Origin of the sequence: Spirosoma rhododendri, assembly GCF_012849055.1 — a bacterium.
Lineage (GTDB): Bacteria > Bacteroidota > Bacteroidia > Cytophagales > Spirosomataceae > Spirosoma > Spirosoma rhododendri.
The window spans coordinates 4,100,930-4,117,414 of record NZ_CP051677.1 but is presented as its reverse complement, the minus strand read 5'-3'; the positions used below and the strand labels follow the sequence as shown (position 1 = coordinate 4,117,414).

Sequence of the window (16,485 nt, the reverse complement as noted above, 5' to 3'; positions counted from 1 at the left end):
ATTAGCAGCAGACGCATCAGTTTTCCCTCCGTTTAAATGCCAGAAACGGCTGGTTATTGACCCCGGCCAGTAACAGCCCGTTCAGCCAGGTAAAGCTGCGGATATCCCCTCGAACCGCCAGTCCCGACCGAGCCTGACTGACCGCCGTAAACGTACCGGTCCCATCGTTTCGCAGCAACAGCCCCAGCCCCGCGTCGTTGTTGCCGAACCGAATCCGGCTGTGGTTTATGTTGCCGCCCAGCAGCAAATCAGGGTGACTGTCGCCGTCATAGTCGGTGGTGGTGATGGCGAAGATGGGCGTGTATTGTGCTTCGGCAGGAAGCCGGGCCAGCCGGTATTTCTTCCCGGCGGGGCCGCTGACGAACACGGTTGTTTGCAGCCGGTCGGCCCGGAGGGTCGTCGCGCCGGTTCGCTCGTCAGCCGTCAGCACGTCGGTCAGGCTGGCGTCGGCGTAGCTTTTGTAGTCGGTGAAGCGAGGGCGCATAGTGGTCATCTGATCGAGCAGTTCGTCACGCGACACGAACGGGTACATACGTCCCTGAATGGGCATCATCAGGATGGGGTCGACGGTGCCGTTGTCGTCAAAGTCTTTGTAGATCAGTTCGGCGGGTCGACCAACCGACGCCCGGCACTGCGTGTTCATGCCCATGTTGCCCGCAACGATGTCGGGCCGACCGTCGCCGTTCAGATCCGCGACGAATAGTTTGTTCCACCAGCCCGACAGCCGGGGCAGGTAGTCGGTTGTTTTGTCGACCAGTCGGCCGTTCTGATTGATCCAGACCTGCACCGGTAGCCATTCCCCCGCCGTAATCAGGTCCGGCCGACCATCGGCGTTCATGTCCGCCCAGGCGGCATCGGTTACCATACCCAATTTTTTGAGTGCGGGGGCTACGCGGCTGGTTGCGTCGGAGAAATGGCCGTGCCCATCATTGAGCAGCACGTAGCTGTCGGGTGTTTCGGGATACCGCGCCGGTACGACCCGCCCGCCCACGAACAAGTCGGGATGACCATCGGCGTTAATGTCGGCCACGCGCACGCAGCTTTTGCTGGTGTACAGGCGCGGTAGGGCGTCGGGTTGCCGGGCGAACTGACCCCGGCCGTCGTTGAGATACAGGCGATCCTGCAAGAGTGCGTCGTTGGGCAGAAAATTATCGTACCCCCCACTACACACGTACAAATCCAGATCACCATCGCGGTCAACGTCCACGAAAGCTGCGTCGGTGTCTTCCTGCAAATAATCGGCAATGAGCGCGGGCTGACGCGTATCGGTGAACCGCTCTGCCCGCTGCACCAGTACCCGCCCGGCATAACCCGACGCGCCACCGATGAATAAATCCTCGAGGCCGTCGCCGTTGACGTCGCCCTTAACCAAGCACGGCCCACTGTACGACAGCGAGTTGGTGAGCAGCGGTTGCCGCTTGAAATCGTTGACATCGTTTTCCGACGCCGTACCGCTGACCGGCGACGTTGCCGGCTGAAAAATAGAACCTTGAATACCGACGGGTTGCTTCACCCCAGCCTGCGCGTCTTTTTCGTGCAATGTGAGCGTTTGGTTGGCGGCTACGTTACGCAGCCACTGCGCCTGTCCGCCCGGCCAGTCGACCCGTAGCGAATCGATTGTTTTCGACGCTCCCAGCCCGAAGTGCAGCACCGGTGATACGCTCGACTGAAAGCCGCGGCACAGGAGCTGCTCCTGCCGCTGTACCGTACCCCGGCTGTAGAGCGTAACCGCAGCGCCCACACCGTAGCGGTTCGCCCCGGTCCCGTCCAGTCTGACCGACAGCGTGTTGTGTTTCAGTAGTTTTTCAGCGTCGTTGCGGTAGACAAACGCTTCCTGATTGATGTTATTGACGACCAGATCCAGATCGCCGTCGTTGTCGAGGTCGGCGTAGGCGGCTCCGTTACTATTCGAGGGTGTGTCGAACCCCCAGGCCCGGCTCACGTTGCTGAACAGGCTTCCCTGTCCGGCCGTATCCGTGGGTGGCCGACCGGCGTTGTTGCGAAATACGTAGTTGATAACGTTGGACGACGGCATCTGCCGCACCAGATCGAGCAGGTTACTCCGCTGAATACTGCCACTGTTGGCTTTCACGAAATCGCCCATGTATTTCAGAAAATCCATGTTCGTGTAGTCGTGTACGTAACCATTGGTGATGACCAGGTCTTTCCAGCCGTCGTTGTCCAGGTCAGCGGCCAGCGGTGCCCAGCTCCAGTCGGTGTTCGACGTGCCCGCCTGCTGCCCGATTTCGACAAAAACGGGCGTTTTACCGCCGGTCGCGCCCTGATTCAAGTGCAGCATATTGCGCATGTACTGCCGGTGCAGGCCCGTGCGTTCGCGCAACGCAAAGAGTTCGTAGTTGTCGTTGGCGAAGAGCAGTTTCTGCCGGTGATTGTCTTCGGGTAGCATATCCATCGTGAAGATGTCGCTCCAGCCGTCGTTGTTGACGTCGGCAATGTCGTTGCCCATCGAAAACTGCGACGTGTGACCCAGGGCCGCGTCGGTCTGATCGGTAAAATGCCCACTCTGATTGATGTACAGGTAATCGGGGGCGAGGTAATCGTTGGAGAGATAAATGTCGGGCCAGCCGTCGTTGTTAACGTCGGCGACCGACACGCCCAGGCCGTAGGAAAGCCGGGCGTTGCGCAACCCAACTTCCTGCGCTACCTCAGTGAATTTATTGGTATCGTTGCGGTACAGTTTGATACCCGTAAGGCCGTCGGGCGTATTCATGATTCGCTCGATTCCCGTCTCGTCCAGATTCTCGAACCGGCGCGGGCTGTGGTTAATCAGCAGCATGTCGAGGTCGTGATCGTGGTCGAAATCGAAGAACGCGGCCTGTGTGCTGAACGCCGAATCAGCCAGTCCAAACTGGGTGGCTTCGTCGCGAAACTGTGGGATGCCCTGTTTGTCGTTCCCCTGATTGATGAACAGCCGATTTTGCCGCTTCTCCGGGGCCAGATTGCCGGAGTGGCAGACGTATAGATCGAGCCGACCGTCGCCGTTGACGTCGGCCATCGTCACGCCCGTTTTCCAGTTCTCGGCATCAGCCACGCCCGCGGCTTCGGTGATGTCGTCGAAGCGAATTGCCGGGTTAGGCCCCTTCGCCGTGCGGTTCAGATACAGCCGGTTCGGCCCCTGATTAGCGGTGAAATACAGGTCGTCCAGGCCATCGCCGTTCAGATCACCAGCCGCCACACCCCCGCCGTTGTAGGTGTATTCGTAGACCAGCGGGTTTGTATCTTCGTTTTCGGGCAGTTCATTCCGAAAGGCTATGCCCGTCTCGTCGACCGACAGCCGATGCAACAGAGTGGGGCTAACCGAATTCTTATCAGTCCCCTTCTGTTGACAGCCGGGCAAACCCCATAGCAGCCAGCCAGCGATCAAACACAGCAGCAAACAGCGATACACACGCATGAAAGAAGATAATCGATTCAGCAAACAGAAGTCGCTATGGCAATTGACCGGCCGTAATTCAGTAATACGTAGTACAGGTTACCAAATTACGCCCGGTCATAAGAGCTAGTACCCCGGATTTTGTTTCAGCTTGGGGTTCTTGTTTAGTTCGGCCTGCGGAAGGGGCAGCAGAATGCGATAGTCGCCGTTGGGCGAGTGCGAGAGCCACGATTTTTTGGTGTACGTGCCGAAGCGGATCATATCCTGCCGACGGTGTCCTTCCTGCGTGAACTCCCAGCCCAGCTCGTCTAGAAACCGGCCATACTGCACATCGTCGCCGGTTTGCGTGGTTGTAAACTGACCGTTCCGCGTCAGACCATATTTGTATATACTGCCTTTTATCAGGTCAGCCGCCGTTACGGTCGCTTTGGTCGAGTTGTTTTTGAAACTACGCGACCGGACTTGCGTCACCAAAGTAGCAGCCCCACCGGCGTTACCAGTTCGCAGCAGACATTCGGCTTTCATCATCAGCAGGTCGGCATACCGGAACAACGGCACATCGTTGCTCATGTTGATCCGCAGGCCCTGCTTATACTCGTACTTACCCATGCGAAAACCGTGTACTTCCTCCGACGAATCGACACCCGGCAGTTGGTTAAGATAGATCAGCGGCTTGCCGTTGGTGGCCCGCATACTGCCTAACAGCGGTTGTCCGGAGGCATCGTACTGCTGTCCCTGAATCCAGTTTTCCTTCAACCGGCTGTCGTCGGGATCGTAGGTGTTGATGAATTGCGGTACGGCGCAGGTGCCGCCCCAACAGGCCGCTTCAACACCGTAGGTTTTCTGGTTGGCGGGTTGCAGCGTCTCCATCGCCATGCTGAACGTACCCCCGTATATTTCGTCGTACGGAATAGCGAAGACGATCTCTTTCGAGTTTTCATTAACCGTTTTGAACACGTCGCGCTGATTGGTTTCAAGCGCAAAAAGTCCAGCGTTAATAACGGCGTCGCAGGCCGCAGCGCACTTGTCCCACTGCGCCGTACCCGAGTACACCTGTGCGTTGAGGTACACCCGCGCCAGCAGTGCATAGGCCGCCCACTTATTATTGAACCGGCCATACGTGCTTTTATCGACCGTGTTGCCCAGCAGCGGCAGCGACTCGGTAATTTCTTTTACGATGAAGTTATACACCTCGGCACGTGAGCTTTGATCAGGCAGAAAGCCTTCCTCTACGTTGAACCGCGTGACGATGGGTACGTTACCGAAGATGTCGCAGAGCACGTAGTAGTACGACGCCCGCAATACGCGCAGTTCACCCAACAGGGCGTCTTTGCCCTGCGTCACCGGAATCTGCCCCGACTCAATCTGGTAGATCACCCGGTTGGCGTTGGTGATGCCACCAAAGGCGTTATTCCAGTTATCGTACGCACTGCCGTCCTGCGAGGTCCACTTGTGTTCGTGCAGCCGCCGGAAAATCCCCCCGTCGACCCAGCCGTTGGGCCGGGCGGGGATTACGAGTTCGTCGGCACCGATTTCGTTGGTGCGGAAAAAGCCGTTGTTCTGCATCATCAGCGGACGCCAGTTGCCGTAGGCTGGCCCAACGAGCGACGCCAAATCCTGCGGGGTCGGTACGAAGCTGCTGCTGACGAGCTGCGTGTAGTTTTCGTCCTGGAGTTTGGTGCAGCCCGGCATCAGCGCGGTTAGAGCTGAAATCAAGAGGGCGGTACTGCCCGCCTGCCGGTATGGTTTGAAAGTCATGGCGGATATAAGTTAAAAAGTTAGGTTCAGGCCAAACGTGTAGGTACGTACCGATGGGTACTTGTCACGGTCGTCGAGGCCGGGAGCCAGCCCACCCCGGTTAACTTCGGGGTCAAGCCCTTTGTAGCCGGTGAACTGGAACGTATTCAGCGTCGAGACGTAGACGCGGGCATTGCGGATGATCTTACTGCTGGTGGGCAGGTTGACGTTGTAGCCCAGCGTGACGTTATCGATCTTCCAGAAATCGCCGTTTTCAACATAATAGCTGTTGTATTCGAGCGGTACGTTTTTGTTCAGTACGACTTTGCCGAACACCGGCTCCTGCGCCGACCGCAGCTGGTTGTATTGCACCACACCGGGGTTTTCGTAGTACATCCGCTGGAAGTTCAGAATCTGGTAGCCAAACGCACCGCGCATGGTAACGGCTAGGTCGAAGTTTTTGTAACGCAGGTTGTTGTTCCAGCCCGCGTAGTACCTGGGTAGGCCATTGCCAAGAATCATCTTGTCTTCGTCGCTGTGGGCAAACTGATCGTATGGCACCTGCTGCCCTTCCCGGTTTTCGTAAATCCATTTCCCGTCAGCCCCCACATCGACTACCTTGAAGCCGTAGAAGTTACCGATGGGTTGCCCTACCCGCACCCGGCTGGTGTAGGTCTGGATGGGTTCACCCGTGTAGCCGGTGTTGAAAAAGTCGTTGGTCAGCGTGTACAGGTCGTTGGTCAGCGAGGTCAGTCGGTTCTGGTTGGTTGAGAAGTTGACGCTCGAATTCCAGACGAACGACTTTGTCTGCACCGGCACAACGTTGACAATGACTTCAACACCCCGGTTGCGCATCGAACCCACGTTGGCGCGGGTGATGCCGAACAGATTGGGGGGCGACGGCACGGGGTAGTCGTAGAGCAGGCCGTTGGTTTCGCGGTTGTACAGGTCGATCGAGCCGCTGACCCGCCCCTTGTAGAGCGAAAAATCGAGGCCGATGTTGGTTTCGCGTTTTTCTTCCCAGCGCAGGTACGGGTTGGGGTTACTGGCTGGCACCAGGCTCGGCACCCACGTACCGTTGACCAGGAAGAAGCCGCTGTAGTTGAGCCGGGCTACGCCCAAAAACAGATCGTCGGGGGCCGTACCGGTGACGCCGTAGCCTGCCCGCAGTTTCAGGTCGTCAAACACCTTGACGTCCCGCATGAACCCTTCCCGGTTGATACGCCAGCCCAGCGATACGGCCGGAAACGTACCCCATGGCTGATTGGCCCCGACAAACTTGGACGACGCTTCCCGGCGCACACTGGCCAGCAGCAGGTATTTGTCTTCATAGTTGTAAGTCAGTCGACCGAAGAAACCGACCAGGTTCCAGGCCCCTTTGTAGCTGCCGATGGGTGCCAGACCGGTCCGCAGGGCGTTCCCCGTGCCGATGTTATTGTAGGTAAACTTGTCGGTCGGGAAATTCCAGTTCTGCATGAAATAATCCTCGTACACGTTGTCCTGATAACTATACCCCCCAAGAACCGACAGGCGGTGTGCCCCGAAGTTGTGGTCGTAGTTGGCCGTCAGTTCAAGCAGCCGGTCGGTTACGGCCTGCGTCCCTCGCGATGCGTAGCCGTTACGACCGTCGCGGATGGTCGAGATATGCTGCTTGGTTTCGGCGTAGCCCCGCGTCTGGTTAAACTGGTTTAGCGAAGCCAGGGCTTTCAGTTGCAGCCGGTCGATGGGGAGCCAGGTTAGGCTACCGTTGTAACGCGTGTTGAGCGACTTATTTTCGCCATCCGATTCGTAGATGCGGGCCAGCGGGTTGTCGTAGTTGAACAGACCCGGCTGCTGATACCAGGTTCCGTCAGCATTGGTGATCGGCTGCGTCGGGTTTTGGATCACCGCCTGCCGGTACGTGTAGCCGCTAAAGCTACCGCCGTCGGTCAGGGTTGTATACCGGTTGTTAGAGCTGAGCAAGCCGACATTCAGTTTCAGCCGACTGTCGAACATGTTGTGGTTGACGTCGATCCGGCCGGTGAAGGTGCGGTTGTCCGACTTCAGGAAAATACCTTCAAAATACCGGTACGTGCCGTTGGCCAGGTAGTTGGTCGTTGCATTACCACCTCGCAACGTCACGTTGTTGACGTGAATGAGCGGAGCCCGCGAGAGTGCGTTGATCCAGTCGGTATCGCCCCCAGATCCTGAAAACCGACGCCCTGCGGAATGAGCCGCCGGTAGTCGGTCGCCGTCAGCAGATCAGGTTTGCGGGTGATCGTCTGCGTACTGACGTAGCCGCTGTATTCGATTGTCGGTTTGATATCGCCCTGCGCCCGGCGGGTCGTAATCAGGATAACGCCGTTGGTGCCGCGCGTACCATAGATAGCAGCCGCTGAACCGTCTTTTAGCACGTCGATGGACGCGATATCTTCCGGGGCTACCGTGTTCAAACTTCCCGGCACGCCGTCGATCAGAATCAGGGGTTGGGAGCTGCTACTGAGCGTAGCCGTACCGCGCAGCAAAATCTGCGTGTTGGCCGTTGGGTCGCCACTAGGGTTACTAATCGTCAGACCGGCGACCTTGCCCTGAAGCAGTTGCCCGGCATCTTTCACGGCTCCTTTCACGAAATTCTCCGACTTTACGCTGGCGACGGCGCTGGTCAGGTCAGCCTTCCGCTGCGTACCGTAGCCCACGACAACCACCTCCGACAACGACTTATCGTCGGATGCCAGTTGCACGTCGACCGTGGTACGCCCGCCTATGGCAACCTCCTTCGACGTGTAACCGATAAATGAGATCACCAGCGTTTCAGTACCCGTCGGTACTGAGAGCGAGTAAGCGCCATCGGTATCGGTAACCGTCCCCGTCGTACTGCCCTTTATCAGGACGTTGGCACCGGGCAGGCCCATGCCTTTATCGTCGGTCACGCGCCCCCGAACGGTTACGGCTTCGGCGACACCGACCTGCCCACCAGTAGACGTCGGTTCATCGGCGTCGCCTGTCTTTTCCTGGCGGTAGAGAATGATTTGGCGTCCCTCCACGCGATACGCAATGTTCAGCGGTGTCAGAAGCCGGTTCATCACATCGGACAGTCGCTCATTGGTAACCGACAGGCTGACGCGCCGATTGGTTTCGACAACCGACGAACTGTACGTAAACCGCACGTCCACCTGCTTACGCAGCAGTCCTAGCACGGACCCAATCTGCTGATTCGTGACTTGCATGGTTACCGAGCGGTCAAGCACCCCCTGCGCTGCCGATGGGCCAGCCAGTACGATGCTGCCCACGAATGCCGCCAGTAAAAGCTGACAGATAATGAGTTTCATAATCCCAAACGTCAACCGTTGAAACGACTCACATTTATGCATAAATTTGCTGGATTTGTTCAATTTGATTAAGGATAGGACAAATACGTCCCCGTCAGCTTCTGGAAGCCGTTGCAGGTACCGATACGGACGAGGGATGAATCAGGCAACGGTGCTGGACCCACCGTTGCTTTTTTTGTGTTACTACTGAGTAAACTTTGCTTAAATCATAGGCGCTGGGTTAGTTGGTGAAATTGGTAGCCGGTGAACATCCCTGGCTCATGACGTCGATTCGATCGGCGCCGATCCGGTAGGTGGCCCCGATTGCCCGACAGATGCTGCTCAGCCGTTCCGGCAGGGTTTCGTCGGCGAAAGACGTGGTGATCCGACAACTGCTGAGTCGATCAGCGTCGAATGAGATGGTTACTTCGTACAGCTGAGCGAGCGTTGTCAGCACATCCGCGACGGGCCGATCATCGAATGAGATCTCCGTGGGGCCTACCTGAATTGGAGCGACTGCGCTGCGATTCAGCACATTTCGTTTAGTTAGTACGCCGTCCGCGATCTCCACCTGCTGATTGGGCAGCAACACGTCGCTCTTCGTCGACGCATCCGACGGGTTTCCTGCCTTGTCCAGCGCGTAAACAGCTACCCGCCCCGTACGCACCAGCACGCTAACCGGTTTTTGCTGAAAGGCCCGAATTCGAAAGCTAGTGCCCAGCACGCGGGTCACCGACCGGTCTGTACGGATCAGAAACGGCCTTTTCGGATTCTTTCTGATATCGAAGAAAGCCTCGCCCGACAGGTTGACCAATCGGGTGTCAGCGGCAAACGTTCGCGGGTATGATAGCCAGCTATTCGGCTCCAGCGTAACGACGCTGCCATCGCTCAGCAGCACCGTCATGGGGTGCGTGCCCGTATTCGACCGTTCGATCAGCGCGAGTTCAGCAGTCGTAGCGGGACTGGATGATCCAGTCAGCCGGGTTGGTGATTGCACATACCAAAAGCCCGCTACTACTAATAAAACCGCAGCGGCTGCGACCGACGACCACTGCCACCAGGTCGCCCTTTGGCCAACAACCTTATCGGGACGCCAGTCCGTAGACTGGGCGGTTGTTACAATTCGCTGTACGTTTTCCCGCAAATGCCGATCGACCAACTCATCGGTATCGTACAAGCCATGTATGGCCTGCACGAGTATGACGGCCTGAACAATCGTTTCCTGCTGTTCGGGGTGCTGGGCTACCCACCCAGCCCAGAATGCGTAGCGTGGGTCGTCGGGCCGACGTACCCACTCGGCGAAAGTAGGGTCAGCTGCCAGGTCATCGGCCGTGTAATTAGAGAAGTTGTTCATCAACGCGTAAGGAGTCTCTAGTATCAGTAGTCCAGCTCCGCGTTGTTTATCACCAAAAAAAAGTAAACTTTTTTCCGAAAAAATATGAATCCTTTCTAACTCACCCAGTTAGCGCAAGGCCGGGCCCAGCAGTAACACAAACACAACGATGGGTAGTTGAATCTTTTTACGTAGCTCTTTCAGCGATATACTGAGCAAATTAGCGACAGCGGGGCGGCTTATTGTCAACAGTTGAGCTATCTCGTCATTGTTTAGGTGCTGGTAGAACCGCAGGTAGATGATCTCCTGCTGACGGGGTGTCAGTTGCAGTATACTGCGCTGAAGATGACGCACCTGCTCCTCCTGATGCTCTCCTGCGATCAGCACCTCTTCCACCGGCCGCTCGACGGCATCTGCTGAAAATGTCAAATCGTCGATTGGCCGGAAAAAATCGGCACGGCGCAGTGCTTTCAGCAATCGGTTCCGTACAGCCGTTAACAGGTATGCTTTTACGAACACGGTCTCGCTCAGGCTGGCCCGATTGTACCAGAGGTCGAGAAACACTTCCTGTAAACAGTCTTCGACAAAGGCGCTGTCCTTCGAGAACTTCGTCGCGTAGTTATACAGCAATTTGTAATGTTGCGTCACCAACTGACCAAAAGCCAGTGAGTCGCCGTTTTTAAAACGACTCCATAACAGGCTTTGCTCATCGACGGTAGTGGGCTGCAACTCATTATTCATTGTGTACGTGTGTCTGTGACACAAACATACAATTATAATCTAGTAAAGAATATATTGCACCTAGCTCATTATTGCAGGCAACAAGTTAATCACACGGTAGCAGTTGATAGACAAACGCATGATGGTGCCTACCACCCTGCTTTTTTGCTACCTGAGTAATCACAGCCACATATCTTTTCCGCCCTACCGAAACATGTAAATGGCTTGCCAAGCGGGTAAGAGGTGGATCAGGTCGAGCGAAACCACGCGTTTATCCCCACCATCGTAACGTTCCCTTCTCAGTATCTCCTCATCACAGCGAAAAAGCGGTACTTTCCCCGTATACTTCGCCCAATCATGACGCTTGAATCGACCATCACTTGCCCCCAGTGCAGCCATCAGCAAACCGAAACCATGCCGACGGACGCCTGCCAGTTCTTCTACGAATGCACCCATTGCCAGACGCTGCTCCGCCCCCTGCCGGGCGACTGCTGCGTATTCTGCTCCTACGGGTCGGTCAAGTGCCCACCCATTCAGCAGCAGAAGTCGTGCTGTTCGTAAGTAGTATTTACGGACCATCGCACTTATTGAACAAATCACCGGTGGTCATGCGTCGCTTCTCCGTTCAGATTCCACAGCCCTGTCCCCAGTCGTGGGACAATATGCAGCCGAATGATACGGGCCGATTCTGTACCAGCTGCCAGAAAACGGTAGTCGACTACACAACTTTATCCGATCAGGAACTAATAAAACGACTAGCCCGGCCAACGGCCGAAACCCAGTGTGGTCGCCTGCGTGACGATCAGTTCAATCGCCTGCTGGTGGCAGACACGATTGAAAGCAGTTGGCAGCGTTGGCTAAGCCTGTTGGCTATGAGCTGGCTCGGTCTGCAAACAGCTCTGGCTCAGCAGCACTCAACAAAGTCAACCCCGTCACACCCAACGCAAACGTCGCCGGTTCAGCCCAGTTTTACACCAATCGTACGAGCCGATCTCCCACTTACTACGGATCGTACGAAGTCGCTGATGATCACCGGACGCGTACTGCTGCGCGATACAACTGGTACGGTGCAGCCGCTAGCAAACGCCTACGTCCAGGTTGGCTACTACCACGGCAGTTGGCAGGTGAAAACCGATCGTGATGGTACGTACAGCCTTACAATTACCGCGCTGGAAAAGCCGACTACGCTCAACGTTCACATCAACAGTGGTGGCACAGTACGTACAGACTACTATAGTTCATGCCAGATTCAGACCACGGGAACGGAGAAATCACTTCAACTTAACGATGTTACGCTGGTGCAATCCGTCACCCGTAACCTACAAACGATCACCGGAGGTGGCATAGCGATTATTCCCGCGCCAACCCGCTGGCAACGGTTCTGGCGCAGCCTCCTGCACCGGGAGCCGCACCAGAACGGGTAAGTTAACCCTTATAGAACACCCACTTTGATAGTTCTTTGTAGGTGATTTTTTTGCCGTACATCAGGATACCGACGCGGTAGATACGGGCGGCCAGCCAGATCGTGCCGAGGAAGCCCAGCACCAGCAGCACCATCGACAGGGCCAGTTGCCAGCCCGGTACGCCAAACGGAATCCGGACCATCATAATCACCGGCGAGGTAAACGGAATCATCGAGGTCCAGAACGCCAATGGGCCGTCGGGGTCGCGGACGACGAACTGGGCAAAGGCGATGGACGCGATGATGGGCAGCATGATCGGGAACATGAACTGCTGCGTCTCCGTCTCGTTGTCGACGGCCGCGCCGATAGCCCCGAACAGCGCGCTGTAGAGCAGGTAGCCGCCGAGGAAGTAAAACATAAAGCACGAAATAATCAGCGGCAGGTTCAGCGTGTCGATAGCCGCCATGATGTTGGCCGCGGGGCCGTCGGCAGCGGCCATCTTGCGTTCCATAGCCTCCCGATCACTGGCCGACATTGTCGGTACATTACCAACCCGGCTGGTCACGGCCGACTGTGCTGTTTCTTTGGGCGATTTCCCCAGCATAGACGAGCCAATCGTGAGCAAACCTACCGTCAGCACGATCCAGAGCAGAAACTGGGTCAGGCCCACCAACGCGACGCCGATGATCTTACCCAGCATCAGTTGAAACGGCTTTACCGACGAGATAATCACTTCGATAATGCGGTTGGTTTTTTCTTCCATTACCCCCCGCATCACCTGCGTGCCGTAAATCAGCATCATAATGTAGATCATCACGGCGCAGGCACCACCAATAATCGACGTGGCCACCGAACTGCTGTTTTTCTCGCCTTCCTCGCTCAGGCTGATCGTCTGCGCGTCGACGTTGACTTTGGCGTCTTCGATCACCTGCTGCGTGATGCCCGCCCGGTTCAGCTTAATCGTTTCGATTTCGCGCGAAATGGCCCGTTCAACGTTGTTCTGCACATCAAGACTGACGCTTTTTTCGGCAAAAATCCGCACCGTCTTCGGCTGCTCGATAACGTCTTTGGGGATGTACACCAGCACGTCGTACCCCTGCTTGACGAACGACTTCTTGGCCACGTCCAGCGATTCTTTCGGGTACGCATACGCCGACTCTTTTGTCTGCTTGAACTTGCCTTTGAACAGACCGCTGTCGTCGACAACGGCAATTTTCTTCTGGTTGATCGAACTGATAGCCGCCCAGCCAATGACCCCGTAGAACGCCGTGATAAGCAGCGGCCCCAGGATAGTCATGATGATAAACGACTTCTTACGCACCCGAACCAGGTACTCGCGTTTGATAATGATAAAGATGGTATTCATGACTGAATGATTGAATTGTTGAATGATTGATTTATCGAGTGTTGAAATGAATGACTTAAACAGTGGGCGTTAGCCTATTCAATCATTCTATCAGTCACTAATTCAATCATTTGCACCCACCGTCCGGATGAAGATGTCGTTCATGCTGGGAATGTTTTCGCCGAATGAGCGCACGGCTACGCGATCGAGGAGGAAGCGGATCAGGTCGTTGACCGATGCGTCGGGGGGAATCTGAATGTCGGCACGCTCGAAACCGTCGTCGGTGGTGCCCGTCTGTTTGAGGGCGAAGGCAGCGGGCAGGTCGCCTAGTGCGCCCTTGTATTCGACGTGGTACGTGTGCGTCCGGAACTGCTCTTTGATGGCCCGCTTGGAGCCGTCGAGCACCTTGTGCGACCGGTTGATGAGCGCGATGTGATCGCACAGTTCTTCGACGGATTCCATGCGGTGGGTCGAGAAAATGATCGTTTTGCCCCGGTCGCGCAGTTCCAGAATCTCGTCTTTGATGAGGTTGGCGTTGATTGGATCGAAGCCGGAAAAGGGTTCATCCAGAATAATCAGGTCGGGATCGTGCATGACCGTTGCTACGAACTGCACCTTCTGCTGCATCCCCTTTGAGAGGTCTTCAACCTGCTTATCCCACCAGGTTTTGATATCGAACTTGATAAACCACGTTTTGAGCTTATCCAGCGCCTGCCGTTCGTTCAGCCCTTTGAGCTGCGCCAGGTACAACAGCTGCTCGCCGACCTTCATTTTCTTGTACAACCCCCGCTCTTCGGGCAGGTAGCCAATGTTACGGATGTGGCCGGGATTGAGTCGCTCCCCACCCAGCAGTACCTCACCTTCGTCGGGGGCCGTAATCTGGTTAATGATGCGGATGAGCGAGGTTTTCCCCGCTCCGTTGGGGCCCAGCAGACCGAAGATACTACCCTTCGGCACGGCCAGACTAACATCGTCAAGCGCACGGTGTTCGGCGTACTGCTTGACGATGTGATGCGTTTCCAGAATGTTCATGGTATATAGGGACGGCATGAGCCGCTGTGTTTCGTAAACCTACTGACATTGCCGTGACCCGCAAACAAATTAGGTTAAATGGCGATTGAATTTGGTGAGTGGTGGTAAATCACGGCTTGTATACTGGCGATCCGGCGGTACGTCGTAATTTTGCGGAGCGGTCGTGGTTGCTCCACACCCTGCTACCCGAATCCTGTATTTATGCCCATAGACTCATACGCGCTACTGCTGGGTGCCCTGCTGGCCCTGATTCTGGCCGGTTTTTTCTCCGCCGTCGAGATGGCCTATGTGTCGGTCAACCGGTTTTATTTCGAGCTGCACGGCAAGCAGGGGCCTCTGGGCGAAAAGCTGGTGTCGGAGTTTTTGCGCAACCCGATCCTCTTTATCGGCACTACGCTGACGGGCAACACGCTCTTTCTGGTTATCTACGCGGTACTGGGCGTTACGGTCCTGAACCCGCTGCTGATCGACCTGCTCCCCCCCGACTGGACCCGGCACGAGTCGGTACTGATCGGGCTGGAAACGCTGATTCTGACGATCATTTTCCTGCCCGTTGCCGATTACCTTCCCAAAAGTCTGGCGCTGATTCACCCCGACCGGTTTCTGGAACGGCTGGCCGTACCGCTCTGGATCATCTACCGCACCATCGCCCCGCTCGTTCGGGTGCTGGTCGGCATCGCCCGACTGATTATCCGCTACGGCTTTCGCAAGCGCAACCCCGAAATCCGGCCCGTTTTCGGCCTGACCGATCTTAACCATTACCTGCAACAGCTCAATCAGACGGCCAACACGGAAGAGGATGTTGAGATCGACACCCGTATTTTCAACAACGCCATCGAATTTCGCGACGTCCGGGTGCGCGACTGTCTGGTGCCGCGCACGGACATTACCGCCGTCGAAGTCGACGATACGATCGCGGAGCTACAGCAGGCTTTTCAGGATAGCGGCCACTCCAAAATTATCGTGTACCGCAACACCATCGACGACGTAATTGGCTACTGCCACGCACTGTCATTGTTCCGCAAACCCGACACGATCGAATCCATTGTAACGCCCATCATCACCGTACCGCAAAGTATGCCCGCGCAGGATCTGCTGCTGCGGTTTCTGTCGGAACGCCGGAATCTGGCGCTGGTAGTCGATGAGTTTGGTGGCACGGCCGGTATCGTCAGCATCGAAGATATGGTCGAGCAGATTTTCGGTGAGATTCAGGACGAGTTCGACGCCAACGAAGACTGGGAAGAGCGGCAGATCGACGCCAACACCTGGCTGCTGAGCGCCCGTCATGAGATCGACGATCTGAACGAGAAGTACGGCTGGGCGATACCCGAAGGCAGTTACGACACCCTCGGCGGCCTGATTCTGGCCACCAACGAAGACCTGCCCCGCGTCGGAGAGGTGATCGAACTGGCCCCGTTTACGTTCACCATCGTTTCCATGAACGGCTCCCGCATCGACACGGTCAACGTCCATCGGAATCGGGAATAAGATTTAAGGTTCAAGGTTTAAAGTCTAAGGGTTAAGGTTGGGAATCACACTGACTGCCAACCTTAAACTTTAGACTTTAAACCTTGAACAACATTGTAAAAACCATGAACCAAAAACAAACCATTGCCCGGCACCTGCTGGAAGTAAAAGCCGTCCGGCTGCAACCTGAGAATCCGTTTACCTGGAGTTCGGGCTGGAAGTCGCCCATCTACTGCGACAACCGCGTGACGCTGGCTTTCCCCGCTGTTCGCACCTACATCAAAAATGCGCTGGCCGACGCCATCCGGCAGCAGTTTCCGGGCGTGCAGGCCATTGCCGGTGTCGCTACGGCGGGTATTCCACAGGGGGCACTCGTCGCCGACGTGCTGGGTTTGCCTTACTGCTATGTCCGGCCCGAGCCTAAAAATCACGGCATGGGTAAGCAGATTGAAGGGCAACTGGAAGCGGGTCAGTCGGTTGTGGTGATCGAAGATCTGATCTCGACGGGCGGCAGCTCGCTTAAAGTTGTCGATGCGCTGCGTGCCGCTGGTGCGGAAGTGCTGGGCATGGCCGCGATCTTCACGTACGGCTTTCCGGTTGCCGACAAAAACTTCGCCGACAAAGGCGTTACGCTTGTTTGCCTGAGCGACTACAACGCCCTGCTGACCGAAGCAGAAGCCATGAACTACATCTCGGCCGACGCGCTGGATTCGCTGGCCTCCTGGCGCGAAAATCCGGCCGACTGGACCGATCAGTAATTCACCGCA

At 56.2% G+C, this 16,485-nt stretch carries 12 protein-coding genes and 1 pseudogene; 4 read left to right on the top strand and 9 right to left on the bottom strand.

Annotated elements, in window-relative coordinates:
* Positions 1 to 16 precede the first annotated feature (16 nt).
* The 7 genes and pseudogenes from HH216_RS17090 to HH216_RS17065 form a co-directional block, all read right to left on the bottom strand.
* A complete protein-coding gene (locus HH216_RS17090; protein ID WP_254448478.1) occupies positions 17 to 3,304 on the bottom strand; it encodes a VCBS repeat-containing protein in 3,288 nt (1,095 codons plus the stop codon).
* Positions 3,305 to 3,520: 216 nt separating this feature from the next.
* The gene (locus HH216_RS26905; RefSeq protein ID WP_408641797.1) at positions 3,521 to 4,447 is read right to left on the bottom strand and encodes a RagB/SusD family nutrient uptake outer membrane protein; all 927 of its coding nucleotides are present in this window, start codon (positions 4,445 to 4,447) and stop codon (positions 3,521 to 3,523) included.
* Between the two features lie 69 nt (positions 4,448 to 4,516).
* Positions 4,517 to 4,960, bottom strand: a pseudogene (locus HH216_RS26900) (RagB/SusD family nutrient uptake outer membrane protein); the annotation flags it as partial.
* 204 nt (positions 4,961 to 5,164) lie between these two features.
* Complete coding sequence (locus tag HH216_RS17080) at positions 5,165 to 7,252, bottom strand: SusC/RagA family TonB-linked outer membrane protein (RefSeq protein WP_254448477.1); 2,088 nt, start codon at positions 7,250 to 7,252, stop codon at positions 5,165 to 5,167.
* Positions 7,249 to 8,439, bottom strand: coding sequence for a SusC/RagA family TonB-linked outer membrane protein (locus tag HH216_RS17075; RefSeq protein ID WP_169551899.1), 1,191 nt, complete (start codon positions 8,437 to 8,439; stop codon positions 7,249 to 7,251). The genes HH216_RS17080 and HH216_RS17075 overlap by 4 nt, the downstream gene beginning before the upstream one ends.
* 220 nt (positions 8,440 to 8,659) lie before the next feature.
* Positions 8,660 to 9,772: a FecR family protein gene (locus tag HH216_RS17070; RefSeq protein WP_169551898.1), complete on the bottom strand. Its 1,113-nt coding sequence runs from the start codon at positions 9,770 to 9,772 to the stop codon at positions 8,660 to 8,662.
* A gap of 108 nt (positions 9,773 to 9,880) precedes the next feature.
* Positions 9,881 to 10,492: an RNA polymerase sigma factor gene (locus HH216_RS17065; RefSeq protein ID WP_169551897.1), complete on the bottom strand. Its 612-nt coding sequence runs from the start codon at positions 10,490 to 10,492 to the stop codon at positions 9,881 to 9,883.
* A gap of 336 nt (positions 10,493 to 10,828) precedes the next feature.
* Here HH216_RS17065 and HH216_RS17060 point away from each other — a divergent pair, with 336 nt between their 5' ends.
* A complete protein-coding gene (locus HH216_RS17060) occupies positions 10,829 to 11,032 on the top strand; it encodes a GDCCVxC domain-containing (seleno)protein (RefSeq protein ID WP_169551896.1) in 204 nt (67 codons plus the stop codon).
* 47 nt (positions 11,033 to 11,079) lie between these two features.
* Positions 11,080 to 11,895, top strand: a complete 816-nt coding sequence (locus HH216_RS17055) for a hypothetical protein (protein ID WP_169551895.1) — start codon at positions 11,080 to 11,082, stop codon at positions 11,893 to 11,895.
* A gap of 1 nt (position 11,896) precedes the next feature.
* Here the strand turns inward: HH216_RS17055 and HH216_RS17050 are convergent, their stop codons facing one another.
* Together HH216_RS17050 and HH216_RS17045 are read right to left on the bottom strand one after the other, a co-directional pair.
* On the bottom strand, positions 11,897 to 13,240 hold the full coding sequence (locus HH216_RS17050) for an ABC transporter permease (protein ID WP_169551894.1): 1,344 nt from the start codon (positions 13,238 to 13,240) through the stop codon (positions 11,897 to 11,899).
* Between the two features lie 102 nt (positions 13,241 to 13,342).
* On the bottom strand, positions 13,343 to 14,251 hold the full coding sequence (locus tag HH216_RS17045; protein ID WP_169551893.1) for an ABC transporter ATP-binding protein: 909 nt from the start codon (positions 14,249 to 14,251) through the stop codon (positions 13,343 to 13,345).
* Between the two features lie 207 nt (positions 14,252 to 14,458).
* Between HH216_RS17045 and HH216_RS17040 the strand changes: the two genes are divergently transcribed.
* Positions 14,459 to 15,739, top strand: coding sequence for a hemolysin family protein (locus HH216_RS17040; RefSeq protein WP_169553420.1), 1,281 nt, complete (start codon positions 14,459 to 14,461; stop codon positions 15,737 to 15,739).
* A 104-nt stretch (positions 15,740 to 15,843) separates the two neighbouring features.
* Entirely contained in the window at positions 15,844 to 16,476 is a 633-nt protein-coding gene (gene pyrE / locus HH216_RS17035) for an orotate phosphoribosyltransferase (RefSeq protein WP_169551892.1), read from the top strand.
* Positions 16,477 to 16,485 lie beyond the last annotated feature (9 nt).